The sequence below is a fragment of the Pectobacterium wasabiae CFBP 3304 genome (assembly GCF_001742185.1).
GTDB classification, from domain to species: domain Bacteria; phylum Pseudomonadota; class Gammaproteobacteria; order Enterobacterales; family Enterobacteriaceae; genus Pectobacterium; species Pectobacterium wasabiae.
The window spans coordinates 3,614,693-3,639,203 of record NZ_CP015750.1 but is presented as its reverse complement, the minus strand read 5'-3'; the positions used below and the strand labels follow the sequence as shown (position 1 = coordinate 3,639,203).

Genomic DNA, 24,511 nt, shown 5'->3' with positions numbered 1-24,511 from the left:
CATGAAATCAACAATTACAGCATTACCCGTTGAACGGGACGAATACGGTTTTTGGACGCACCCGAAATACGAAGAGTTTTGCGCAGATCGAGAGTCCATTCCTACTGTTGAGTTTGATGAATGGATGCAGAACAACGGCATGGATTGGGGGATTACAGAGTTGGAATCCGACCCAGCAACAGAAGCTGATGCTATTAGAGATCGCTACTTTGAAGCTGGCGACCTTAATGTGTCCGACTGGAACCCAACACCACCAGCCGGTGATGGTTGGTTTGTTGGTTCTATTCACGATACAGAAGACGGGCCAGTTTGCATCTGGTTGCGTGAAAACGCCTGAGTGCACAGGCTGGTAATTAATCGGTGTGGAGAAATGACCCATGAGCAAGCTGATGAAAGCAAGTAAATGGGGGCAACGGGAGTTTGAAGTTGGCTCAGAGCCAGATACCAGAACTATAAAGCGATGGATTGAAAACGGCCTCTTGCGGGGCCGCATCGTTGATGGCTCTGCATGGGTCTGTTCATCTGAAAAATGGGGTGTTGACTCCACCGTTTCCCAGGCTGTTATGCAGTTAATTAGTGAGTAATGAAATGGCTGCTCGCCCACGAAAACGCGAATATCGATCGCTGCCCGATTATCTTTTTTTTGATAAAAGTAAAGGCGTTTACAGATTCACGTTAATTACAGGGAAGAAAAAGAGTATAGGGAAAGATCGAGCAATAGCGATTGCAATAGCACGTGAATATAACTATCAAATGCGCCCGGAATCAGCCGTATCAATCAACTCCCTGATCAGGGAGTCAGGCGGGAGATCGGGAGAAAACCTCCCTTTCTCCAACCATGTCGATAATATTATGAGTCGTGCGATCACTGACGAAAAACCATCCCCTAATACGCTCGCTGACTGGAATAATGATGCTCTCCGCGTGAAAGAATTTTTCTGCGATATTGTATCATGCGATATAGAACTGGAGCACGTTAACGCATATATCCAGCATTACCATTCAGAAGCATCGGCAAACGTGCAAAACCGGAAAATTAGCTTTCTTAAAAAGCTTTTCAGCTATGCTGTTGATGAGTCGCTAATGTTCGACAACCCTGCGTCTCGCAAGAAAATGCGGCGGGTGGATGGCAAAAAACGCCGCCGTCTTTCATTTCAGGATTTTCAGCGCATTCGAGCGTCTGCGCCAAGCTGGTTACGAACGGCTATGGATCTTGCATTGCAAACAACACAAGCACGGCTTGAAGTTTCTCGTATCAAATATTCAATAAAAGAACCCAAAGAAGGGGTGTGCGGTTGTCTATGGCATCAAGTGCCAGAAAATGGAATACATGGTGTGCTGTACATCCACAGACAGAAGGTACATAAAAAGGAAGCCTCGCACATCGCTATACCGATCGGGGGTGAGCTTAAGCGCATCATTGATGACAGTAGAGACCGGATCGCCAGTCCGTATGTAGTGCACCGGCTCCCCGAGAAAAACAGCAATCCAATCAGCCAGGAGGTTAATCACCCCACTCAGGTTAGCCCAGACTATTTGAGTCGGGCATTCTCTGACTTGCGTGACACTGTCGGGGTGGCGTCTGAATATCCACTAGCAGAGCGCCCAACATTTCACGAGATACGTGCGCTAGCCGCATTTATGTTTGAGAAGCAGGGAATAGATCCACAGGCGCGCATGGCGCACAGCGATGCCAAATCAACGAAAATTTATACTCAAAATCATCTGGACTGGGTCACTGTTCCTCACGCTGAAATTAAAACAGGGTAATGGTAAAACGACACATAAGTCATTGATGTATATGATGTAGATTTTGCAGGGAATGCACTGTTTGCATATACATACAAAACGGTGCTGAGGCCAGTGCTGGCGCGGGTTTACGGCGAATCAGTCCGGTGACATGGGGTGTCGGGGGTCGGAGGTTCAAATCCTCTCGTGCCGACCAAATGTCCCCAACGTTTTGTCTACTGAAGTCCAGACAAGACTATAAAGAACAGATTAAACAGTAGGTTGCATAAGCCTGCTGTTTTTCTGTTGTCTACTTAACTCCATATTGATACATTGAAATCCACACTTTTTAGGCATAGATATAGGCATACGACGCAACATGTAGCCTAAACCCTATGCCTAAACAGCTTTGCGGATTTGATTGGAGAGCGATATGGCACGTCAGACAAAGCCCCTGAACAATACTGAGGTCAAAAGCGCCAAGGCCACTGACCGTGCCGTCACCCTCTACGATGGAGACGGTTTAGAATTACAGGTCACTCCAAGCGGTTCAAAACTCTGGCGTTTTCGCTACTACAAACCCTTCACTCGCAAACGTGCAATGATTAGCCTTGGCTCTTACCCTTCGGTATCTCTTGCCGAAGCGCGTAAGCTCCGCGAAGATGCACGACTTCTTCTTAGCAAAGACGTTGATCCGCAGGAGCATAAGCAAGCAGAGCAATCACGGCAAAAAAATGCTACAGAAAACTATAACCGCTCCACCTATCTGGAACAACGCAAGATATTGATGTGCTGGTGGGGTGAATTTGTAGAAACAGCCGCAACAGGAAAAGTGATGGCGTCGGAAGGAGCCAGAGGATTACGCATCGCCAATGGCTGATGCTGTATTTATATATGGGGCAATAAACTGAACCAGAAAAAACGCGTGGAATATGTAGTGCATATAGTCGGTGCTGTTCTCAGTGAGAACACGCCGAATAAGAATGAATTCTTTCATAAACTGGTTGTAAGAAAGCGCGCAGTTATCAGAATCATTTATTTGAATAAGTGATCCTGGATTCTTTCACTTGCCCTGAAACTCGAATTATGCGGTATTAGGCGCTGCTATTTAGGCCATTTTTAATAGATTCAGAAATATTCTATTTCGTGGTTAGAAATCCAGATGAGGATTGAGCCATGATAGTCGTCATTAGTGGAGGCTATTAACGAGCATTTATCTGCATTACCGTCGGCAGTGTAAGCACAACTTTGCTTCACCCGGACGGTTAACTCCCCACTTTTTGATACTGTCTCTGAGTCAATAAATTGCGCGCTTCCGGATGGGTAAAATATGCGCTTATCCTTTTGATCTTTGTAGTTCCTTATGCGTACAGGGAATTGGTTACTGTGATATTCATATCGCTCTACAACTTCGCCCGTATCTTTGTCCACAATTGTTTCAAGCAACCCACGCACATTATAGCTGAGCACAAATTTGCCCTTTTCATTCTCGAGCTCAGTGATTTCGCAACGTTCATTGATTTTTCCGGTAATACGCTGACCTTTAAAAGAGGTCAGTACGCCATCTTTGTTTACCAAATGGAACTCTCGGTCATTTGCTTTATCAACCATGTTGATATTAGTAAAGCATCCGCTGCGATCAAATTTAACTTCTGTCATAGCTTGAAGTTTACCGGAAACATCTCGGATCCACTGAAGGCTGTGTTTTACGTTCCCGGTAGTTGCATCATGCTCGAACAAAAGAGCAGCATTTAATACCGCCGGTTTGAATTGAGTAAATGCAGCGACATTAGATGACATTGCCAAAAATAATAGACTTAAAAACACCTTTGCTTTCATTAGTTATTCCTTTATCAGTAGGATCGCTCTCTAAGGTGACGGCGAACTCAAGTTATCAAATTCTTTGCGAATAGCCACGAATAATCGAGATGCTTTCATGCCACAAATTAAGCATCTGTTGTTCGCTCTTGGAGGACAATCATACTCAAATCTTCCACACAGCAGGAGATTTGAGTATGAAACAAAGACCGTATCATCAGACAAAAAAGACCGCTTCAGATATCTCATATCTGGGGGATTGAATCAGACTTGAACTGGAAGGTAAAACGCGCGATCTGGCCCTATTCAACATTGATCTGTCTCTGAAATTATACCCACCTAATTACGCCGCCATTTCATAATCCACCGGCGTTTGATAACCCAGCGTCGAGTGCTTGCGACGGCGATTGTAAAACACCTCAATATAATCGAATATCGCGTTCATCGCTTGTTCTCTGCTGACAAACGTTTTGCCACACATCAACTCCGTTTTCAGCGTGTGATAGAAGCTTTCCATTACTGCATTGTCGTAACAGCAACCCTTTCCGCTCATTAAGCAGCGTAAACCCTTGTCTTTCAGTACATCCCGGTATCGATGGCTCGCATATTGACTGCCTCTGTCCGAATGCGCTATCTCCGGCCCTATCGGTTTGTGAGTCTGGCTTTAACAAATCAAGAAAAACTTAATTTAAGCCACCAACCTCTTTCAAGATAGCCATGGTATTTATCCTTATACGCTACGGCAGCGTATAATACACGGCGATGTCGCGATGAACAGTGGACTACGATGGTCAGGTTGCAAAAAACCTGACCATCGTAGTCCACTCTGAACAAAGTGATAAAGGCCGATATGCCGGAAAGTGTACACATTACCTCAGAGGCGATCTTTCGATAAGCACGTTTACCCAAAATCTGATTTATTCAACAAAACCACGTAGCTCCTGCTTACAGAGGATAAATAATGAAAAAATTAGCCATTGTATGGTTTTTTTTACTGCCCACGGCGCAAGCTGCGGCTTTGGATTGCAATAACGCCAACACGCAACTCGATATGAGTCAATGCGCGGATCAGACGTATAAAAAAGTGGATGATGAGCTTAATAAGCTTTATCAAGATATCGTAAAACGGACAGTTATTGAAGAACACAAAGCACTGCTCAAGTCAGCGCAGAGAAGATGGATTTCCTATCGCGACGCTGACTGTGAGTTTCAGACTTTCCCAACAACAGGGGGATCGGTTCATGGCATGCTGTATTCCCAGTGCCTGACACAGAAAACCGCCGCGCGCGTAAAAGAATTCAAAAGCATGCTACGTTGTAAAGAAGGGGATCTGAGCTGCCCGCTTTAAGCCACCGAATCGGTTACAATATAAACCCAACATCTTTCGTGAAAAAATCAGGAGTCGCTACACGGGTGTTTCATACCTTCACCACCGTGTTCAATAACGAAATTGCCACTGGAATTACTCTTGTCGAATAAGAATGATATTATTCGGGCCAGATGACGCAAGCAGCAACTGACAAAGACCTTAACCCTTGGGCTACTTATGAACAATGAAATACCACTTAAATATTATGACATCGCGGATGAATATTCGACGGAATCCGCAAAGTCGGTGAGCGAGCCAGAACGCGAAGCTCTGGCTCGCTATTTTCAGTTGCTGATCACCCGCTTAATGAATAATGAAGAAATCAGCGAGGATGCGCAGAAAGAGATGGCCAGCGAGGCTGGTATAGACGAACAACGTATTGATGAGATAGCGATGTTTCTGAATCAATGGGGCAATGAGTAGTTTTGAAAAGGATACAACGTAGCGATGTTATGATCGCATATCACTCATAACACCTAAGAAATCCTGGCACTGCTCACGGACGAATAGTGCCCAAAACTGAACGTTGTATCCAATTCTGAGGCCAGCTAACGCCAACTGTAGATAGCAGTCTCCCCCAAATTCAAGTGACGCAGCGATCAAATCCTGCAATCTGGTATAGCCTCAAAAATTACGGGTATAATCCCACACATTATCCAACTGGTTTAGAAACGAAGATGACAAAACTCACCTTACAAGAGCAGATGCTAAAAGCTGGATTAGTCACCAGCAAAAAAATGGCCAAAGTCCAAAGAACAGCTAAAAAATCACGCGTTCAGGCTCGTGAGGCAAGAGAGGCTGTAGAAGAAAATAAAAAAGCGCAACTTGAGCGTGACAAGCAGCTAAGCGAACAACAAAAACAAGCGACGTTATCTAAAGAATATAAAGCCCAGGTTAAGCAACTTATTGAAATGAATAGGATTGATGTTTCAAAAGGCAATGTTGGTTTTAACTTCACAGATAATAATTTAATTAAAAAAATAGATGTGGACAAACTGACTCAGGCTCAGTTGATTAGTGGCCGTCTCGCTATTGCACGTTTGGTTCTCGATAACAGCGGAGAGAGTGAATACGCTATTATCCCCGCCATCGTAGCCGATAAAATCATGCAGCGAGATGCGGACAGCATTGTATTAAATAGTGCGCTTAGTCAGGAAGAACAAGACGAAGAAGATCCGTATGCTGATTTTAAAGTGCCAGATGATTTAATGTGGTAATAAACGTCTTACAAATGCCTAGACTGAACAGTCCTTCAGGGCTTTTCAGTCATATTTTGTGTTCAGCCAGCCAATAAAAGCACTGTCTTATCCTAGATAGTCGCCGACCACCCTGTTAACGTTTTCACCACAACTGGACGCAGCATTTTACTCTCTATCGCTTATATCGTCACCGCGCCCTCGCATACCAGAAATTTATCGTCCAGACTTAAATCAAAGGCATGGTCTGCGCAGGAAATGTGTTTTACACTGCGCGCTGCAAAAACTGAGTAGATAAACGATTAAGCAGGCGGTAATGGCGATGAACGGAACGATCACAACCTGGTTTAAAGATAAAGGTTTTGGATTTATCAAAGATGAAAACGGTGATAACCGTTATTTTCATGTGATTAAAGTCGCCAACCCTGATCTGATTAAGAAAGATGCGGCGGTCACCTTCGAACCCACTACGAATAACAAGGGTCTATCGGCTTATGCTGTAAAAGTTGTGCCGGAAAGTAAATACATCTATATCGCGGGCGAGCGTTTAAAACTCACGTCGCTCAAGTCTTTCGTGGTTTACAGCGAAGAAGTGCCTGCCGATACCCACATTGATAAAGAAAATGTGGTGCTGTCTGTGGGGGCACTGATGAGTAGTATCAGACCAAAATCAAGCACTAAACCTGGTGAAATGCGCTCGCTGAAAAAACTGGCGATCACCACCTTTCAGGGAACAACGTTAATCTTCTCAGAAGATGAAATAGACATAGATGCCGCAGTGAAACAGCTAAAAATGTGAAATAATTTAGAACGCTCCTGTGCCGAAATCCCGCACCATTATTCATCAGCAAGATTTCGGCATCGCTAACTGACTTCAGTGCACTGTGATATATCGTTCTTTCACAAACTCCGCCAGCAATCAAGCCACTCCATGTGTCAGTCCACTTAATGCTTTCGCCACGTTGTGCGCCATGTTAGTTCGATTGAATGATGAAACAACTGCACAATCTGTCTCCGCAGCACCACGTAGCCCATAACATCAATCGACAACAAACAGCTTAGCGCCCGTCTCAGTGTAGGAACGATGCGCTTCCGCGTTATCCGCAACCTGATAGCTCATTCCAGGTTTGAGGACAAAAACACGACCATCATCTAATTCCGTATGAAGTTCGCCTTCAAGGCACAGCAGGACATGCCCTTTTGAGCACCAGTGATCAGCCAGATAGCCCGGCGTGTATTCGACAATACGGACGCGGATATGATCAAAACGCTGTGTTCGCCAATACGCGATCCCCGACTCCCCCTTATACTCAGTGGGTTCTATTTGTGACCAATCAGTCGTACCAAACGGAATGTTCTTCATGTCCATACTACAGCCCCTATTCTCAACGTTATTGGTTAACACTCCGCTTACTATTTTCGCTAATCAGCGTTTGGCGCCACGGTTCCACGGCATTTTCATTAACAGCCTTGCCATACCGCAAAAACCGGTAACGCCAGCAAACAGCAACCCCGCCCCCACAAATCCAGAGAGCAGGAAGAAAGCACTATTGACGCTGTAACCCAGTAATACACCACTCAGAATAAGTACACCAGCGGCGATTTGAACCTGCCGCATGATGTCAATTGGCTGTTTATTATTGATTTCCGTTGGAAAACCCACCTTTTTCCAGGCAGTCATTCCACCATTAAGTAAAAAGGCCGTTGCCGGAAACGCAGACTGCATCAGAATCTCAGCATTCTGTGCTGAACGCATACCAGACAAACAATGGAAAATTATAATCTTTCCTTCCCTATCCTCTTTAGGAAGAGCATATCCTGCTGTGGGATTCAGCGGGCGCAATCTCGCCTGTGCGATATGCTCGCGGGCGTACTCTTCCGGCTGGCGAATATCAATGAGTATCGCGCCTTCATCTAACAATTTGCTGGCCTGTGCGGGTGAAATCGCAAGTGGTGTTGGCATGATCGTGATCCTCTTTCGAGCCGTTGAAACCCATCATAATGCGCCACTCAACATGGTGTTCAGCCAGCAAGAAAGATGATATTGCTGATTGTATGCGTGCCGCCATTAGTTTAGACAAATCTAATTAAGTTAAATCTAAATTAAATAATGTACGCGTGCAACCACTTTCCGTGCAGGGAAAGCAATCGAGGCTGGACATCGATTTGCCGACTGATACTCTGTAAATAGGAACACTATTTTAAAAACAGCCGTGCTGTCGCAATCGCATCAAAGAGATAAGTGCACCGTACAAAAATGATGCTATTTACGGGCCATTCTATGGTTCTGTTTACCTTATCGACTGGGAAACTTGAGATATCTCCAAGACCGTTTCATGAAAAAATTAAAAGATACAGACTGGTATAAAAAGCGTTACTCCAACCGCGTTCTCTTCTGGAGAGAAATCTCACCACTCGCCTTCCCTATCTTTATTGAAGGCCTTTGCGTCGTGTTGATGGGAGTTTTCAGTACGTTCCTGGTCAGTTGGCTGGGAAAAGAGGCCATGGCGGCCGTCGGCCTGGCTGATAGCTTCAACATGGTCATCATTGCGTTCTTCACTGCGGTCGCATTGGGGACCGCCGTTGTTGTTGCTTTCAGTCTAGGACAGCGTAATAGAAAGCAAGCGCGATCTGCCGCTCGTCAATCGATGTCATTGCTAGTTTTATCATCGTTTCTATTGGTCGCTCTGGTTGAATTCGCTGGTTCGGCGATTATCGATCTGATCGCAGGACAGGCCGATGAACAGGTTAAAACGCTGGCTCTCACGTTCCTTCGCTGGACAGTGTGGGGATATCCTGCTGTCGCTGTCGCGCTAGTCGGCTGTGGCGCGCTCCGGGGCGCGGGGAATACCAAGTTACCCATGGTCATCAATATTGGGATGAATATCCTCAACATTGCCATCAGTAGCCTACTGATTTACGGGGCATTTTCCTGGGAGGGACTCGGTTTTATCGGTGCAGGCATCGGAATTACCATTTCACGCTATATCGGAGCAATACTCGTGATTCTGACGCTGATGCACGGTTTTAACGGTGCGTTGCGCATTCCCTTCAGGTCTTACTTTGCACCTTTTACCGTGTCGATTCTCTACGAGGTACTCAGCATCGGGATCCCCGCCAGCATCGAATCCGTGATGTTTAATATCGGTAAACTCATCACCCAGCGCTTTGTCGCAGGCATGGGAACCGAAGTGATTGCTGGAAACTTTATAGCTTTCTCCATCTCGACGCTGATTAACCTGCCCGGTAATTCGCTCGGCGCAGCCGCCACGATTATTGTTGGTACACGGCTGGGGAAAGGCCAGATCATGCAGTCCACTCGTCAGCTAAAACATATTTTCTGGCTATCCAACATTGGGCTGTGCGCTCTTGCCGTTCTCTCGGTCCCTAGCGCCAGCTTTTTGGCATCGTTTTACACCAATGAGCCGGAAGTAATCGACGTGGCAAAACATCTCCTGTGGCTTAATGCGCTATTTATGCCAATCTGGGCGGCATCGTGGGTATTACCTGCTGGACTGAAAGGAGCAAAAGATGCCAGCTACACCATGTGGGTAGCGATGGCAGGCATGTGGGGATGTCGGGTCATCGCGGGATACATCCTCGGCGTGATGCTCGGCTTTGGCGTGATCGGCGTGTGGATGGGCATGTTCTTTGATTGGATTGTGCGCGGATTCTTCTATTACCGCCGACTGATGAGCGGCCGCTGGCTATGGCGCTATCGCTCACCGACAGATTGATGATGGCGAGCGAGGACATCCGCTCGCTTACAACAAGAATAACATGCTTAGCGGCCCGGGCTCGTCAACGGAGCAAAACGGGTCGCCATGATAATCAACACAACCACACCGACGGTCATAATCATCCAAGCCTGTTCCAGACCCGCCGTATGCTGACGTATAAACCCGGCGAGCAGCGGCATTAAACTGGCGAGGATATAACCACCACCTTGCACAAAACCCATCAGCGAACCCGTTTTATGCGGTTCAGTCACCTGATCCAATGCCACAATCAGCGACAGCGGGAACAGCGCGCCAATCCCAATCCCCAGCATGATGATGATAGGGTATGTGAACGTCAGCGGGGCGGCAATCAGCCCAATCATGCCCACCAGCATCACAGCCAAAATAGGAAGCAGCAACTTCCGTCGATCGGGAAAACGGTTAATGAACGTTGATACCAGCAGACCGGAAATCACTTCCGTCATCGTTAATGCGCCTAACATCAGACCGCTTTGTGTCGCATCTAATCCCAGTTGCATGTAATACGGCGGTAACCATGCTAGCACCAAGGTATATGCGCCCGTCCCAATACCAAAGAACACCATCAGCAGCCAGTCCATTCCACTTCGACGCGTTGCTAAAACGGTCACTGCACCCTGCTTCGCGGTATACGCTTTAGGAACGCATCGCCAGGCCACCGCCGCAACCAACGCCACAATTCCCCAGCAGGCCAATGCACGTTGCCAGCCCCACGCATTTGCCAGCGGAGAAACCGATGAAGCAGCAAACGCCGCACCGGTCATTATCGCCGTGGTGTAAAAGCCCATGAGAAGACTGCTATGACGACCAAAATGGAGCTTGATAAACGACGGCACCAGCGCCTGAATCAAGGCAATCCCGATTCCGGCAAGCGCAGCGCTAACCAGCAGCGCAATACCGCTATTCAGCCACCACCGGGCGCTACACGCCAAGGCAATGACCACGATACCCAGCGTGATTCCGCGATACTCACCGAGACGCGCCTGTAATTGCCCGCCATATAACGCGCACCACCCCATAGCGAACACAGGGAGCGTCGTTAACATCCCTGCCATGCTGTCATCCAGACCCGTTGCAGCCTGAATATGATTCAACAACGGACCAATGCCTGCCAAGACAGGGCGTAAATTCAACCCCAACAGGATAATCGTGAAGAAAAGAAAAACCCGCGTGCGGGCCGTTGATGCCACTACCATGTATAACCTCAATCGCTTAAACAAGTCACTGCTGCCTGATGAACATTATCTTCACAGAAAGAATCTTCACGTCAAGATAATATCTTATAATAGGCTGTTACAGTATGCATGTGATCAATGGCAGCAAGAACGACCGGATATCGATCGGTTGGAAGGCGACTGGATAAATTACGGGTAAAGCTCGTTGCTGGCTTAGACAAAAATCCATAAAAAAATCCGCTCTAAAAAGAGCGGATTCTTCTGACACAGCTAACGCCAACACTGAGGGATAAAAACCCTACAGGGTTAGATTAGAAGCGGTAACCTACGCCAACAGCCCAGGCACCAACGTCAACGCTACGGATACGGCTTTGTTCGTAACCAACATCCAGAGCAACGTCTTGGATTGGATTGAACTGAACACCAGCACCGTAGGTGAAGCCGTAATCGTCATTGCTGGCGTTATCCAGACCATTGGTGTCGTTGCTTGTAACTTTACCGTGGCTGAAACCAACAACGCCGTACAGGCTTGCCCAGTCATTCAGACGGTAAGCAGGACCCGCAGTGAAGCCCATGTACTGACCTTTGTTATAAAAACCGTCATCACTACCATTTTTTTCCAGGTAGGTGAATGAGCTAATAACGCCCAGTGGGTTATTATCTTGCTCGTAACGATATTTCAGGTTAAAACCTTTAACTTTATTTTGTACGCCCTGAGCATCACCTTGAGCATAACCGGCAGTTACGGTGCTTTGACCAGCAAATGCAGAACCTGCGCCAACGGCTAATACACAAGCCAGAGCGGAAAGACACGCGATTTTTTTCATATTTACAGCCTCAAATTCATTTTATGAAAGACTAACTAACGCAGTAAATATAACAAAGAAGTTCGGAGCTTGCCGCCCTATAAATATTTATCAATTAGGCTTTAGATGTAACAAATATTGTCAAAATCAATCTATCACACTAATTATATTGAAGTTTTCATTGTGACAGTTAGATTAAAAATAAATTCACCACCGGGCGGTAAAACAGACAATTCTGAATTTCTCGCTCAGTTTGTATGCTAGTGGTATTGGATGAAAAAATCCCAGTTAAATGATGCGTAAATAAAGGTCAATAAAAGTCAATTCATACCAGACAAATTGTTTACAATTGGATATAATAGCGACGGAATGTTATACCTTTTTTAAGGCCAAAAGAATGACCTTATTTCCCCACCGTTTGTCATCATTCATCCCTGTATTGCTCATCATTATCTCGATGCTGTCTATCCAAAGCGGAGCTGCTCTGGCCAAAAATCTGTTTCCGCTCATCGGAGCCACTGGCGTTACGGCATTACGTCTGGGAATTGGGACGATCATTCTGTGCATCATTTTCAAACCGTGGCGTATGCGCTTCAGTAGCAACCGCCTGCCGCTGTTGATTTATGGTATTACGTTGGGCGGTATGAATTTTCTGTTCTATCTCTCATTGCAGACGGTGCCACTTGGTATTGCCGTCGCACTGGAATTCACCGGTCCACTTGCCGTTGCTATGTTAGCTTCACGCAGACTGATTGATTTTCTATGGGTTTTCCTTGCAGTTGCGGGTTTGTGGTTTTTATTGCCGCTGGGTCACAATATCGGAAATGTTGATTTAACGGGGGCTGCCTACGCCATTAGTGCAGGTGCCTGCTGGGCGTTCTATATTCTATTCGGGCAAAAAGCAGGGGCAAATCATGGGCCAGGCACCGTTGCTATTGGTTCCTGTATTGCCGCACTGATCTTCTGCCCTATTGGCGCATATTACGCTGAAAGCACGCTGTTTTCGCTTACGATACTCCCGCTCGGCATTGCCGTTGCAATCCTGTCCACTGCGCTGCCCTATTCTCTGGAAATGGTGGCATTAACACGTCTACCCGCCAGAACATTCAGCACCCTAATGAGTATGGAACCCGCTATTGCCGCCTTGTCCGGGATACTTTTCCTCGGCGAACACCTCGCGTTTATACAGTGGATGGCGCTGATATTTATTATCACCGCCTCACTAGGCGCAACGTTGACAATAAAATCAGCAGAGGTACGTAAAGAAGAGAAGACATAAATAGAAATAGAATATGTTCTTATTTCATTTCCTCGGGAAAATGTTGCAGAAAAGTTTCACATTCCTGAGGTGAATGCAGGGTAATAAAGCGGATATGGCGATAACGAGGGTCAGCTAAATCCGCCAGATACCGCTTCCGGTTTCTCGAATAGGTTTTTATTGTCCAGAATATAATCGAATCTCGACTAAAGAAACTGCGAAGAAAGGACTCTTTGTTACCTGTACCGCTCCAGAGTTCCTCTTTGCGCCATGCCCGAAGATAGGCACGCCGCACAGCCTGGAAAAGTGTACGGGTAAAACAGTAATCGACCCATATCACGACATCAACATTGCGCCATTTAATATCTCTCGTTCGGTTATAGTTGCCATCCAGCACCCAACCATCTGATTCCAGTGCGCTTTCAAGCCGTTGAAAGAAGTCGGCATCCGTTCTCCCTTGCCAGTCACTCAACCAAAACAACGCATCCATTTCAACGTAGGGTACATCCAACTTCTCAGACAAATGACGTGCGAGCGTAGATTTTCCACTTCCGCTAGTACCAATAATATTAATTCTCATTTCCCTCTATTCCTTTCAATAACACACTATATGTTTTAAGAAGGGAAACAGCACCTTCATTCTATTTCAATGCGAACGCCAATGAATAATAATCATTTCTACCCATGTAATAATGACATCCATCAATATATGACATTGTATTTCAGCGGAAATTAAAATATTTCGCCACATCTACATTATTGATATCAGAAAAATCCTGACTACAAATAACCATAATATCGTTATGCTATGGCTATTCATTTGATAGGCAATTCTTTTCAATATTAATTTTTATCGCTGTTATAATTAATCACGTTGAACAGTAAGACTTTGAATAATTAAAGAGAGGATAACTATTATGTCTACCGCCAAACTCGTGAAATCAGCACCGTCCGAACTGCTTTATACTCGCAATGATTTGGACGATAGCGTTAAAACCTCGACGATCGCACTGTTAAACCAACTGGTTGTTGATTTCATCGACCTGTCGTTGATTACCAAACAGGCACACTGGAACATGCGCGGTGCAAACTTTATCGCCGTTCATGAAATGTTGGATGGCTTCCGCACCTCGATTATTGACCACCAGGATACCATCGCCGAACGCGTCGTGCAGATAGGTGGTATCGCACTGGGTACCGTGCAAATTGTCGGTAAACAAACTTCACTGAAAAGCTATCCGACTACCATCCATAGCGTTCAGGATCATCTAAAAGCGCTGGCCGAACGTTATGCGATTGTCGCGAACAATGTACGCAAGGCCATTGGTAAAACAGAAGATGAAGCCTCTGCAGACATTCTGACCGCTGCATCACGCGATCTGGATCAGTTCCTGTGGTTCATTGAATCCAACATCGAATAATCGATATTATCTTCCCGCGTGAGTTATAACGAACGCACTTAAGGCTGCCTAGGCAGCCTTTTACTACCTGATAAATCCACTCAAGCTTCCCTCTTTCTTCGTGTAATCCGCACAAACCACGCATTTTATCCGTTAAGACGCTCAAAAAATTAGCTTTTGCCTCCATTAATTGGCCATAACACCAATCAACGGTTGTTTCCCTCGTGTAAATCAGTTAATCATAACAGCGCCTTGCCTGGGCGAATCGGAGATGAAAATTTCACCGTCTGCAAGGTAATAAAATAAAAACAACAGGTTAAGCACAACGCATGATAATTGGCCTAATGTTCTAATGGGTTCCACTTTCGTACTATGCTTAAAACGCCTGTAAAACAAAAAGCTCCCACAACTGCTAAATAGGAAGGATTTGATGAAATCACTACTTAAGGCCTCTTTGGCTGCATTGACGCTAATGATGAGCGTATCCAGTTATGCCGCAGAGAAAGAACTGATTGTCGCGACAGACACCGCTTTCGTCCCTTTTGAATTCAAACAAGGCGACAAGTACGTCGGTTTTGACATCGACCTCTGGGATGCTATCGCTAAACAACTCAACCTGAAATACACTCTGAAGCCAATGGATTTCGGCGGTATTATTCCTGCCCTGCAAACGCGTAACATCGATCTGGCGCTCGCAGGCATTACCATTACCGAAGAGCGTAAAAAAGCAATCGATTTCTCTGACGGTTACTATGACAGCGGCCTGCTGGTGATGGTTAAAGCGGACAACAACGATATCAAAGGCGAGCAGGATTTAGCCGGTAAAGTGATTGCGGTGAAAAGTGGCACAGGTTCCGTTGATTACGCGAAAGCCAATATCAAAACCAAAGATCTGCGCCAGTTCCCAAATATCGACAACGCCTATATGGAACTGGGCACCAACCGTGCTGACGCCGTGCTGCACGATACGCCAAATATCCTCTACTTCATCAAAACCGCAGGCAATGGCCAATTTAAAGCGGTAGGTGATTCTATTAAAGCCCAGCAATACGGCATCGCGTTCCCGAAAGGCAGCAATGAGCTGCGTGAAAAAGTGAATGGCGCCCTGAAAACACTGCGTGAAAACGGCACTTATGCTGAGATCTACAAGAAGTGGTTTGGCGTAGAACCTAAGTAATTGCCGATTTAATCTGGAGATATTCCATGCAGTTTGACTGGAGTGCCATTTGGCCTTCTCTGCCCCTCCTGATGGAAGGGGCAAAAATGACGTTGTTGATTTCTGTTCTGGGTCTGCTTGGTGGCCTGGTGATTGGCGTGGTCGCGGGCTTTGCCCGCGCCTACGGCGGCTGGTTTTCCAGCCGCATTTCGCTCGTTTTTATTGAAATTATTCGCGGTACGCCGATTGTTGTGCAGGTGATGTTTATTTACTTCGCCCTGCCGATGATTTTCACGTCCGTGCGGATTGACCCTTTTGCCGCCGCCGTGGTGACCATTATGATTAACTCCGGTGCATATATCGCGGAAATTACCCGTGGTTCGGTATTGTCAATTCACAACGGCTTCCGTGAAGCGGGTCTGGCACTAGGGCTGTCTCGCAGCGCGACATTACGCCATGTGATTGCCCCACTCGCGCTACGCCGCATGCTGCCGCCGCTGGGCAATCAGTGGATTATCAGTATCAAGGACACATCACTGTTTATTGTTATCGGTGTGGCTGAACTCACGCGTTCAGGCCAGGAAATCATCGCGGGCAACTTCCGTGCGCTGGAGATCTGGACTGCGGTTGCCATTATTTACCTGTGCATCACGCTGGTCCTCAGCTTTATTCTGCGTCGTCTGGAAAGAAGACTTAAGATTATATGATTGAATTTAAAAACGTATCCAAACACTTTGGCAAGACGCAAGTCTTACACGATATCGATCTCACCATCGGCCAAGGTGAAGTTGTCGTTATCATCGGGCCTTCCGGTTCGGGTAAATCCACGCTGCTGCGCTGCATCAATAAGTTGGAAGAGATTACCAGCGGTGAATTGATTGTTGACGGACTGAAAGTGAACGATCCCCGCGTTGATGAACGTTTAATCCGCCAAGAAGCAGGGATGGTGTTCCAGCAGTTTTATCTGTTCCCACATCTTACCGCTCTGGAAAATGTCGCGTTCGGTCCGATCCGAGTGCGCGGCGCGAGTAAAGCTGAGGCAGAGAAACTGGCGCTGGAATTGCTGGCAAAAGTAGGTCTGTCAGAACGCGCGCATCACTACCCTTCCGAGCTTTCCGGTGGCCAACAGCAGCGCGTGGCCATCGCCCGTGCACTGGCAGTCAAACCGAAGCTGATGCTGTTTGATGAGCCGACGTCGGCACTTGACCCAGAGCTACGCCATGAAGTGTTGACCGTAATGAAAGATCTGGCCGAGGAAGGCATGACGATGGTGATCGTCACTCACGAAGTAGGCTTTGCCCATAAAGTGGCTTCACGCCTGATCTTTATTGATAAAGGCCGCATCGCGGAAGATGGCGACCCGGAAACGCTGATTACGAATCCACCCAGCGATCGCCTGCGTGAATTCCTGCAACACGTATCTTGATCAACTAAGGGGGCATTCGCCCCCTTGCTTCTTTTCAGCCTTATATCTGTGAACGCGGATACTCCCGCTCAATAAACATCGCAAAATCCTGGCACATCTTCTCATCGCCCTGTGCGTTATCCGCCAGCACGCGACTACCATCGACCACACGAATACGCGCCGACAGATCGAAATCTGCGGCTGGCTGAGGACGGCTAGCGGCCTGCGCCATCGTGCTTTTCGCCTGTGTCCAGGCTTCTTCTACCGTCAGATTACAGGCCTGTGCCAAATAGGCGGGATTGAATCCTTCACCCGTTAGGCTACGCAGCGTATCGTCATGACTCACACTATTACCCGGCAACCAATAGTGCTGTGCCAAATCCGGCCCGATAGCCGGGTTGTCCGTCAAATAGCCGTCGCGTTGCAGGAAGTAGCTTCGCGTCTGCTCCACCGCCATCAGCGCCAGCAAATAGCCCTGATAAGAACACGCCGACTCCATAGACAGTAGATGTGGAATCGCTAGCGTCGGGCGCGGGCTACCGTTAGTACCCAGAATTCGCAACTCGGTATCACGTGCCAGTTTTGTCATCGCTTCCGGCGTGCGCGCCTCGTCATCCCACGAATAGAGCTGCCACTCAAAATACGGCACCAGCAGAATATGGCGCTCGTTGAAAGCCCGCATCGGCTGCTGCGTGCTAATATCTGCACGGATCAACTCATCAGGAATCGTCTCTCCCTGCGCATTCTTTGCATAGCGTTTTAACCAGTCAGCATCGCCCAACAGGCTGTCACAGAACATGGATTGTGTTTCGGCATAGGCCATTGAGGTTGGCGGAAACTCCTGCGAAAAACAGGGTGCATTCTGCTTAATATTGGCAAAATGCGCGGCGTGTCCCCCTTCATGAAACAGCGTATTGATGCCGCTAGCACCGCTACCGACTTGATCCGGTTTTGCCAGACTGGTGAAATTAATCCGTGCAGGAACCCATTTTCCTTCCTGCACAAACGGCGGCACCGGACCGTGCATAAAGCCGTTTTCGTATTTGCCTTTACGCACCAGCAAATCAAGCTGCATTTCTGCCCCATTGAACCCGATGTGCAAGCGTTTAAAGCTGTTGATCCAACGTTCCAGCGACGCAGAGAAAGGGAAATAAGGGTCGAGCTGGCGCGTCACATCCCCCGCGCTGGCATAGCGAATATTCCACGGCTGCAGCGCATCCTCGCCCTTTTCGTCCGCCAGATGTTTCAGACTACGAGCATTCGCCTCACGCGTTTGTTCTTCGAAAGGATCGAGGATGGAAAACAACTGCTCCGGCGTCATTCGCTCTGTTTTATTGACCTTATAGTCAAAATAGTTCCGGTAGCCCATCTGACGAGCAAAGCGGTTACGCAGCGAAACCAACTCAGGGAAACCGTTCTGCAACAGCCACTGTTCGAGAGAACGCAGCGCCTGCTGAGAGCTCTGGCGATAAGCTTCGGTATCATTGGCCGCCTGATTGGTCAGCAATTCCCCGAGCGAGGCAGAAACACGTTCTCCCTTGGCATCCAAATGTGTCATTTCATAGGATTTACGCTTGGCGTATAGCGCACTTTCGGCAGCAATAATCTCATCCATCAGCGCCTGAGCCTGCGGATCTTCAATCACGTTACAGTCGAAGAACCGATACCAGCCTTGTAAACCGTGTAACAACGCCTGCTGTTGTTCATCCCGAGTGCTGTTTTCTACAGTCGCAAGATGGTTTCTCAGCTCAGGCAACCGCTGCGGTTGCGAAATGAAACGCTTATATGCACTCTCTGCGGCGGAGAAACGTTCGGACACCTCATCGTTACCCGTTCCCATATACAGTTGCCAAAACAGTTCTTCTTTTGCCTGATGGACCGCGAGATAGTCACGATTCAATGCATTAAAATAGTCCGCTACCTGTTGCATGCTATTCCTTCTCTCTTCAAATGACAGCCGTCTGGCTGAGTGAAGTGGCGCGACAACCCGCGCCCTAATCCGCCCCGGCAAACCATTCAGCCAAGGCGTTTCTTAATCGTTGCGACAGCCTGTTCCATGGTTGCCGCCTCACCGGCAGCAACCAGACAGCACGCCAGTTGCAAGCGAATCGCCTGCGGTATGGCAATTTCACCTGTCAGGCACTGTACCGTCCAGCGCGCCGTGGTTACTGCATCCTTCGCAATCGGCAAAGCATCGGGCGCAACGCTGATATCCTGCCGAAGTTGCAGTACTTTGATATGTTGCTGGTGGATAAAATGAATTTCCGGGCAGCGCTGCGGGTTGGCGTAAATCTCCCCTTCCGTGCCGTGCATCAGGAGCGCTCGCCCATTGATATCGTTAAAAAACGTCCCTACACGGGAAACATATTCAGGGTGAGATACACTGGCGACACGCAGCGCCTCGCTTTCACCAAACGGTGTCGCGACCTTGGCGAGCGTATGGCTACTGTTACGCACCCCCATACGCCAGCGCAACTGTAGCTGACGATCGATGGCCGGACATAACGTCGAGACAGGGATAAATACCGGGCTCCCCTTATCAAGCTCCTGCTGAGCCTGCCCGACGTTCTCCGCAATCGTCACGCCGAGATGACGCAAAATCTCCGCGCTGGTAACGCGAGTCGGATCGTCGCTTACACCATGCACGACTACCGGAAAGCCCAGTTTTGCCAGCAGCAGCGCCAACAGTGGTGTCAGGTTAGCCTGCCTCCGCGCCCCGTTATAGCTAGGAACCACGATAGGCATGGGAAAGCCCACAGGCGGATTCAGACGCAGCACATGTTCATCCATCGCCTGATAAAAACCCAGCATTTCGGCCTCGGACTCACCCTTGATGCGAAACGCAATCAGCAGCCCACCGAGCTCCAGATCTGGGACATCACCGCGCAGCATCGCGCTATACAGTTCATAAGCGGTTGCCTGATCGACATCGCGCGCATGATTTTTCCCGCGCCCCACTTCTTTGATAATTTTGGTGTAATCCATGCTGGCCTCTCATTTGCGGCGACGCAGTAAAGAACTTATCAATAAAAATAACATGTTTGGTGAGGTTCTGGTAAAAACAACTGCGCCGCAAATAAATGCGGCGCAGTGTAGGGTATGAAACGTCAGAGATTAGGCAATATCAATGATATCACGGCACATCTGGCCAGTTAATATCAGACACTTTATTGACATCGATTCGATTGAGCAGAACACGATAGGTCTGCCACTCAGCCAGTTGTGTAATTTCTTCTCCTGTTGCTATTCCCAAAGTTACTGCATCGGATAACGTACTGATCTGAGTATTAGCCGCACTCAGTCGTGTTGCTAATTCTTTTTTTACTTCCAGAACCAAAGCCTGCTGCTGTGCTTCTTTGTCCGTCATCCACGCATTACCATCCCAAACATCGAACACCGTCGCTGGTTCTGACAGAGCGACATTATCCGGCAAAGCACCAATCAGTGTTACCACCTGAGTTTGTCGAGTTTCTTTACTGTAAACAGTCTGACCACGATAATCCGGCACATGCTCCCATCGCAAACCATCATTGGTTCGGCGTAGAGCCAGACCCAATGGTGGTAATTCTGGTTCATCGGAATAACTATCCGCAGGAATACCAACGCCAATAGGCAAATATTCATAATGGGCACCGATATACTCTCGGCTCGTTGGGTGAACTTGATAAATAGTAATCCAACCTGCTTCAACGCTGAGACCTGATTCATTCAGTTTTGCTGCATTAACTTTAATAGAATAATTTTTCATTATGCTGCTCTCACGATGTAATTAAATGCGATATTACGGGGGCGAGTTTCAGCCCCCCCAACCAAAGAATCTATATTATAATTTAAATATCCAGGATCATCTCCTGATGCATATCTAAGAGGACTTCCGCTTGTGCCATTTACATTATTAGAATTATCAAATCCGATATATTGAAGTGCATGATAATGAGATTTAAACAAATCTAACTGCAAGCTCAATATTGTACGCCCACTGTCAATTTTACGCCCATCATCCCAACCTCGAATAAACTCACCCCGAAGATCGGGTAACACTCTGGATGGATAAAGTTGTGCTAAAAGTGGATAGATTTTTTGATCAAATATCTGCCCGTTACATTTTAACCAACCAGATGGTGCTGTTGCCTGTGGCCACGGCATAGGGATACCAACAAGTTCATTGAGAGATAATGCCCCAACATCAGCTGCAGTAGGTTTATTAATTGCACTATCATAGGGGACGTTCCAGTTGTTATATGCTTTGCCGTCATCCCAGGACTGGCGAGTTGCTATTTGCCCAAAATGATTTTTATAAACCTGAGTAATTACCCCAGCAATACGTTGTACAGATAGCACACCATAGCAATACAGATATTCTCCATTATTATTTTTTGGCATATCGGAAATACTGGCTGGATTTTCCGTACCAACCCTATAAATCCCCGGTTGATTGCAGGCAGAAAATGTTCCCCCATCACTTAAATGCCCACGCTCAATCAAATTTGAAATAAATGCCACTTTATCTAGAATATCCGCGCCGTTCTTGGCTTTTGCCAATGCCCCAGCAGCAAGATTCACAGTTTCAGTTAAACCGAGGTTTGTGGGAGTCAGCGCGATATTAGCAGTACCATCAAACGGTATGCCGTTGATCGTACGGGGCGTTGCAAATTTTACCGCTGCCTGAGCCGTCGCATTCTCAGATAACGCACCAACATCAGTCGCAGTCGGCACACGAGATGAACTAAGTGCAACAACCCAAGGCGCATAAACACCATCGTCCCATTTCTGCCGCCAGGCATAATCTCCACTGTGATTGGTATATTCCTGCCCGACAAAATTATAGCGCTGAGAAACATGTAGCACACCGTACCCATACAATTTCTGCCCTTTATACGTAGGCATATCAGAAACTTTATTGGGATCGGATATCGCGACAACATAATCGCCTGCTTTATCACAATTAGCGAATGTCATACCATCGCCCAGCGTGCCCCTCAGCAATACGTTACCGTAGAACGCAGTTTTATCTGGAATATCCGCCCCGTTCTGATCTTTTGCCAATTTCATCGAGCCGACCGAATGTACAAATGCCGTCGTCGCAACCTGCTGACTATTGCTATCGGTTGCCGGCGTTGGCGCTTTAGGCATGCCGGTAAAGGTCGGATTCGCCTTCGGTGCATATTGTGTATGCGGATCAGCCGCCGCCGCGTGTGTCGCCAGATCGCTACCTGTTTTTTCCTGCTCTTTTTTCAAATAGCGGGTACGACTGGCCAGTTCTTTAGCCTGTCGATTTGAGACACCGTCCGGCCCACCCACGACCGGATCTGACGTTTCAATTTGATAAATACCGTCAACCCATTGTGGGTTCTCTGACAAATTCGCCATGTTCAAGCGCTCCCATGATTGTAGTTACTGTCGTATATCGCCGTCCGGTTGTAGCGGATAGGCACTTCCCAATATTCGATACTGGCCAGATGGCACCGCACGGGAGCAAACATCCCAATGGCATTGCGCAGCATTCTGGCCTGATCGTTGGTAATCGGTTGTTTTAGCAGCACGCGATAAACAGCCCACGCCGCTTTATCACCGTGTACATAAAGGTTGTTATAAGTGGTTTCACCGTCGTAGTTCAGACGACCAATGTTCTCGATCAGCGTGCTGTCGCCAAAGCCAAAGCGTCGAATGATCTCTTTAATGCTCCAGGGCGTGCCTTTGCTACGATGCAAATCAATAGCGGCTTTAATTAGCGCACGCTTGGAGTCATCCGATTCTGCCAATTCCCAGCCATCACCAAACAATGAGAACTGTTCGGCTAGCCAGGGCAAGGCACTGCCATCAGCGATATCGACCAGATAAACCAGCAATGTATTCAGATCGATGTCATCAAAGCGGTCAGCCAATTTCGCCAGCGAACGAAAGCGAGCGTCAGTAGCCAGCGGTGGTGGCAGCAGTTGCAGTGAATCAGCCATTCGATACCCCGACGATGCTGACGTTAACGCCCGTACAGTTCGCCCATTCACTGTCATCAAGCACCATCAATGACGGCGAAACGAGCTCCACCTGATACACACCGGGAATGGAAAGCGTGGCGATAATCTGGCTTGGGACAATATCCCGCCCCAGCGTTGCCGTGCGGGTTTCCACCCAGGCCTGTACCGCTTTCTCCGCCGCGGCCTGAACAATGCTGGCCTGCTCGCCGTTAAACAGCGTCAATTTGGCATTAATGGCATAATCCACCTGAGTGGGAGATTTGGCGGAGACAAAATCAGTCAGCGGGCGTACCTGTTCGTCGGAGCAAAAGCTTTCCACCAGCGAGAGCAGGCTTTTGTCCGGCAAACCAGTGCTAAGCAACGGATAGAGCACCACCTCACCCGGTTCCGGCGACATCACCGCAACATCGACAATATTTTGATGTGCCCGCATCGCATGGAAGCGATACGCCAGCTTCGACCCTGCAGTGCTGAACGATTCCGGAGCCAGTTGAATACGTTCACGCAGGCGGTCGTCACCCTCTTCGGCGGAACCGCCGCTGCTTTTGGTGATATTGCTGACGCTTAAATCGCTATCACCAATCTCATCCAGCAGCGTACTGATCTGGGCGGGCAGCCAATCATTGCCAACATCACCGCGTTCAGTGCAGGTCGCCAGCACAGTGACACCGCTACCGTTCGCTCTCAGCAGCGCATCGCTGTCGGTAGCAAAAGTCACGCTGTCCGATGCGCTAACGCGAGTACCCGCAGGAATCAGCAGGTCGCTGACTGACGGCGTTTCAGAGGTAAAGCGAAGTTCTGCTTGCGCTGGTTGCGGTGCTAAACGGTAGACACCGACCAGTTCTGCCAGATAATCCAGCATCGGTGCACGAGCAAACGCAACCAGGTTCTGCTTGGCGGCTTCCTGAACCGCACTACGCACTAAGGTTTCCCGGTAGGCAAAGAGGTTAATCAACAAGCGTTCGGCATGCGCCGGATAGAGTGTTTTCCCAGAGTCAGCTTCATATTTCGCGATCATTTCAGCGGTGATCTTCGCCGCATCGCGTTCAATAAAATTGGGTTCTGTCAGCGCCATAACAACTCCGTGGTCTGTGTCGCGCCGTTAGCGGTTTTCCAACTAACAAGCAGCGTCAGGTGAGCCCCATTCACAGAAGGTTTAACCGCCAGTAGCTGGCAGCGAGGTTCCCATCGTTTGATTGCCTCTACCGATTCCCTGACGACATGCGGGATCGCACGATCGATCGGATAATCGAGATACAGATGTAGATTGCTACCAAAGTCAGGCCGATGTGGGTCACTGCCGCAGGGTGTCCGCAGGATAATGTGAATCGCCTGCAGGATATCTGCCGTTCCTTCGACGATGTCGCCAGAACGTTGCAGCGCCGGTTGCCAAAAAACAGATTGAGTTTTCATAGGGGGCTATTGTCGCCCCCGGTGAGAGAAAGAAATTGTAAAGCGGTTTAGAGA

Annotated in this window: 27 protein-coding genes and 2 pseudogenes; 15 read left to right on the top strand and 14 right to left on the bottom strand. The window is 47.9% G+C overall.

Annotation, left to right across the window (positions count from 1 at the left end):
- The first annotated feature begins 1 nt into the window (after nt 1).
- From A7983_RS16525 to A7983_RS16510, 4 genes are all read left to right on the top strand, one after another.
- Nucleotides 2–337: a nucleotidyl transferase family protein gene (locus tag A7983_RS16525; protein ID WP_152413552.1), complete on the top strand. Its 336-nt coding sequence runs from the start codon at nt 2–4 to the stop codon at nt 335–337.
- A 40-nt stretch (nt 338–377) separates the two neighbouring features.
- The gene (locus A7983_RS16520; protein ID WP_005972622.1) at nt 378–584 is read left to right on the top strand and encodes a hypothetical protein; all 207 of its coding nucleotides are present in this window, start codon (nt 378–380) and stop codon (nt 582–584) included.
- 4 nt (nt 585–588) lie between these two features.
- Complete coding sequence (locus A7983_RS16515) at nt 589–1,770, top strand: phage integrase Arm DNA-binding domain-containing protein (RefSeq protein ID WP_005972626.1); 1,182 nt, start codon at nt 589–591, stop codon at nt 1,768–1,770.
- Nucleotides 1,771–2,161: 391 nt separating this feature from the next.
- Nucleotides 2,162–2,608 (top strand): integrase arm-type DNA-binding domain-containing protein, encoded by a 447-nt coding sequence (locus tag A7983_RS16510; RefSeq protein ID WP_005972627.1) that lies wholly within the window; start codon nt 2,162–2,164, stop codon nt 2,606–2,608.
- 248 nt (nt 2,609–2,856) lie between these two features.
- Here A7983_RS16510 and A7983_RS16505 read toward each other — a convergent pair whose 3' ends face one another.
- On the bottom strand, nt 2,857–3,567 hold the full coding sequence (locus A7983_RS16505; protein WP_005972630.1) for a YnfC family lipoprotein: 711 nt from the start codon (nt 3,565–3,567) through the stop codon (nt 2,857–2,859).
- Nucleotides 3,568–3,759: 192 nt separating this feature from the next.
- Here A7983_RS16505 and A7983_RS23545 point away from each other — a divergent pair.
- Nucleotides 3,760–3,878 (top strand): annotated as a pseudogene (locus A7983_RS23545) (integrase); the annotation flags it as partial.
- 11 nt (nt 3,879–3,889) lie between these two features.
- Here the strand turns inward: A7983_RS23545 and A7983_RS16500 are convergent.
- Nucleotides 3,890–4,180, bottom strand: a pseudogene (locus tag A7983_RS16500) (IS3 family transposase); the annotation flags it as partial.
- A 327-nt stretch (nt 4,181–4,507) separates the two neighbouring features.
- On the opposite strand from A7983_RS16500, the gene A7983_RS16495 reads away from it, so the two are divergent.
- From A7983_RS16495 to A7983_RS16480, 4 genes are all read left to right on the top strand, one after another.
- A complete protein-coding gene (locus A7983_RS16495; RefSeq protein WP_005972634.1) occupies nt 4,508–4,894 on the top strand; it encodes a lysozyme inhibitor LprI family protein in 387 nt (128 codons plus the stop codon).
- A 198-nt stretch (nt 4,895–5,092) separates the two neighbouring features.
- Nucleotides 5,093–5,338 (top strand): DUF2543 family protein, encoded by a 246-nt coding sequence (locus A7983_RS16490; RefSeq protein WP_005972643.1) that lies wholly within the window; start codon nt 5,093–5,095, stop codon nt 5,336–5,338.
- Nucleotides 5,339–5,592: 254 nt separating this feature from the next.
- Nucleotides 5,593–6,132 (top strand): DUF2058 domain-containing protein, encoded by a 540-nt coding sequence (locus A7983_RS16485; protein ID WP_005972647.1) that lies wholly within the window; start codon nt 5,593–5,595, stop codon nt 6,130–6,132.
- A 295-nt stretch (nt 6,133–6,427) separates the two neighbouring features.
- Complete coding sequence (locus A7983_RS16480) at nt 6,428–6,910, top strand: cold-shock protein (protein ID WP_005972649.1); 483 nt, start codon at nt 6,428–6,430, stop codon at nt 6,908–6,910.
- A gap of 240 nt (nt 6,911–7,150) precedes the next feature.
- Here the strand turns inward: A7983_RS16480 and A7983_RS16475 are convergent, their stop codons facing one another.
- Together A7983_RS16475 and A7983_RS16470 are read right to left on the bottom strand one after the other, a co-directional pair.
- A complete protein-coding gene (locus A7983_RS16475; protein ID WP_005972651.1) occupies nt 7,151–7,480 on the bottom strand; it encodes a DHCW motif cupin fold protein in 330 nt (109 codons plus the stop codon).
- A gap of 57 nt (nt 7,481–7,537) precedes the next feature.
- Entirely contained in the window at nt 7,538–8,074 is a 537-nt protein-coding gene (locus A7983_RS16470; RefSeq protein WP_005972657.1) for a rhodanese family protein, read from the bottom strand.
- A 373-nt stretch (nt 8,075–8,447) separates the two neighbouring features.
- Between A7983_RS16470 and A7983_RS16465 the strand changes: the two genes are divergently transcribed.
- Nucleotides 8,448–9,848 carry an EmmdR/YeeO family multidrug/toxin efflux MATE transporter gene (locus A7983_RS16465; protein WP_005972659.1) on the top strand — a complete coding sequence of 467 codons (1,401 nt, stop codon included), beginning with the start codon at nt 8,448–8,450 and terminating at the stop codon, nt 9,846–9,848.
- Between the two features lie 47 nt (nt 9,849–9,895).
- Here the strand turns inward: A7983_RS16465 and A7983_RS16460 are convergent, their stop codons facing one another.
- On the bottom strand, nt 9,896–11,065 hold the full coding sequence (locus A7983_RS16460) for an MFS transporter (RefSeq protein WP_005972662.1): 1,170 nt from the start codon (nt 11,063–11,065) through the stop codon (nt 9,896–9,898).
- A gap of 290 nt (nt 11,066–11,355) precedes the next feature.
- Nucleotides 11,356–11,871: an outer membrane protein OmpX gene (gene ompX, locus A7983_RS16455; protein WP_005972665.1), complete on the bottom strand. Its 516-nt coding sequence runs from the start codon at nt 11,869–11,871 to the stop codon at nt 11,356–11,358.
- A 376-nt stretch (nt 11,872–12,247) separates the two neighbouring features.
- On the opposite strand from ompX, the gene rhtA reads away from it, so the two are divergent.
- Nucleotides 12,248–13,129: a threonine/homoserine exporter RhtA gene (rhtA, locus tag A7983_RS16450; protein ID WP_005972668.1), complete on the top strand. Its 882-nt coding sequence runs from the start codon at nt 12,248–12,250 to the stop codon at nt 13,127–13,129.
- A 19-nt stretch (nt 13,130–13,148) separates the two neighbouring features.
- On the opposite strand, the gene A7983_RS16445 is transcribed toward rhtA, so the two are convergent.
- A complete protein-coding gene (locus A7983_RS16445) occupies nt 13,149–13,688 on the bottom strand; it encodes a shikimate kinase (protein ID WP_005972670.1) in 540 nt (179 codons plus the stop codon).
- A gap of 337 nt (nt 13,689–14,025) precedes the next feature.
- Between A7983_RS16445 and dps the strand changes: the two genes are divergently transcribed.
- The 4 genes from dps (at nt 14,026) to glnQ (ending at nt 17,090) form a co-directional block, all read left to right on the top strand.
- Nucleotides 14,026–14,529 carry a DNA starvation/stationary phase protection protein Dps gene (dps, locus tag A7983_RS16440; RefSeq protein WP_005972672.1) on the top strand — a complete coding sequence of 168 codons (504 nt, stop codon included), beginning with the start codon at nt 14,026–14,028 and terminating at the stop codon, nt 14,527–14,529.
- A 409-nt stretch (nt 14,530–14,938) separates the two neighbouring features.
- Nucleotides 14,939–15,685, top strand: coding sequence for a glutamine ABC transporter substrate-binding protein GlnH (gene glnH / locus A7983_RS16435; RefSeq protein WP_005972674.1), 747 nt, complete (start codon nt 14,939–14,941; stop codon nt 15,683–15,685).
- 26 nt (nt 15,686–15,711) lie between these two features.
- A complete protein-coding gene (glnP, locus tag A7983_RS16430; RefSeq protein ID WP_005972676.1) occupies nt 15,712–16,371 on the top strand; it encodes a glutamine ABC transporter permease GlnP in 660 nt (219 codons plus the stop codon).
- Nucleotides 16,368–17,090: a glutamine ABC transporter ATP-binding protein GlnQ gene (glnQ, locus tag A7983_RS16425; protein WP_005972679.1), complete on the top strand. Its 723-nt coding sequence runs from the start codon at nt 16,368–16,370 to the stop codon at nt 17,088–17,090. The genes glnP and glnQ overlap by 4 nt, the downstream gene beginning before the upstream one ends.
- Nucleotides 17,091–17,130: 40 nt before the next feature.
- Here the strand turns inward: glnQ and A7983_RS16420 are convergent, their stop codons facing one another.
- From A7983_RS16420 to A7983_RS16390, 7 genes are all read right to left on the bottom strand, one after another.
- Nucleotides 17,131–18,999 carry a M3 family metallopeptidase gene (locus A7983_RS16420; protein WP_005972681.1) on the bottom strand — a complete coding sequence of 623 codons (1,869 nt, stop codon included), beginning with the start codon at nt 18,997–18,999 and terminating at the stop codon, nt 17,131–17,133.
- 86 nt (nt 19,000–19,085) lie between these two features.
- The gene (gene ybiB, locus A7983_RS16415) at nt 19,086–20,054 is read right to left on the bottom strand and encodes a DNA-binding protein YbiB (protein ID WP_005972683.1); all 969 of its coding nucleotides are present in this window, start codon (nt 20,052–20,054) and stop codon (nt 19,086–19,088) included.
- 148 nt (nt 20,055–20,202) lie between these two features.
- Nucleotides 20,203–20,817 (bottom strand): tail fiber assembly protein, encoded by a 615-nt coding sequence (locus tag A7983_RS16410; protein ID WP_005972686.1) that lies wholly within the window; start codon nt 20,815–20,817, stop codon nt 20,203–20,205.
- On the bottom strand, nt 20,817–22,439 hold the full coding sequence (locus A7983_RS24525) for a phage tail protein (protein ID WP_005972688.1): 1,623 nt from the start codon (nt 22,437–22,439) through the stop codon (nt 20,817–20,819). The genes A7983_RS16410 and A7983_RS24525 overlap by 1 nt, the downstream gene beginning before the upstream one ends.
- Nucleotides 22,440–22,441: 2 nt before the next feature.
- Entirely contained in the window at nt 22,442–23,023 is a 582-nt protein-coding gene (locus tag A7983_RS16400; RefSeq protein ID WP_005972690.1) for a phage tail protein I, read from the bottom strand.
- Nucleotides 23,016–24,119 carry a baseplate assembly protein gene (locus A7983_RS16395; protein WP_005972692.1) on the bottom strand — a complete coding sequence of 368 codons (1,104 nt, stop codon included), beginning with the start codon at nt 24,117–24,119 and terminating at the stop codon, nt 23,016–23,018. Before A7983_RS16395 ends, A7983_RS16400 begins: the two co-directional genes overlap by 8 nt.
- Nucleotides 24,110–24,457: a GPW/gp25 family protein gene (locus tag A7983_RS16390; RefSeq protein WP_005972702.1), complete on the bottom strand. Its 348-nt coding sequence runs from the start codon at nt 24,455–24,457 to the stop codon at nt 24,110–24,112. Before A7983_RS16390 ends, A7983_RS16395 begins: the two co-directional genes overlap by 10 nt.
- Nucleotides 24,458–24,511 lie beyond the last annotated feature (54 nt).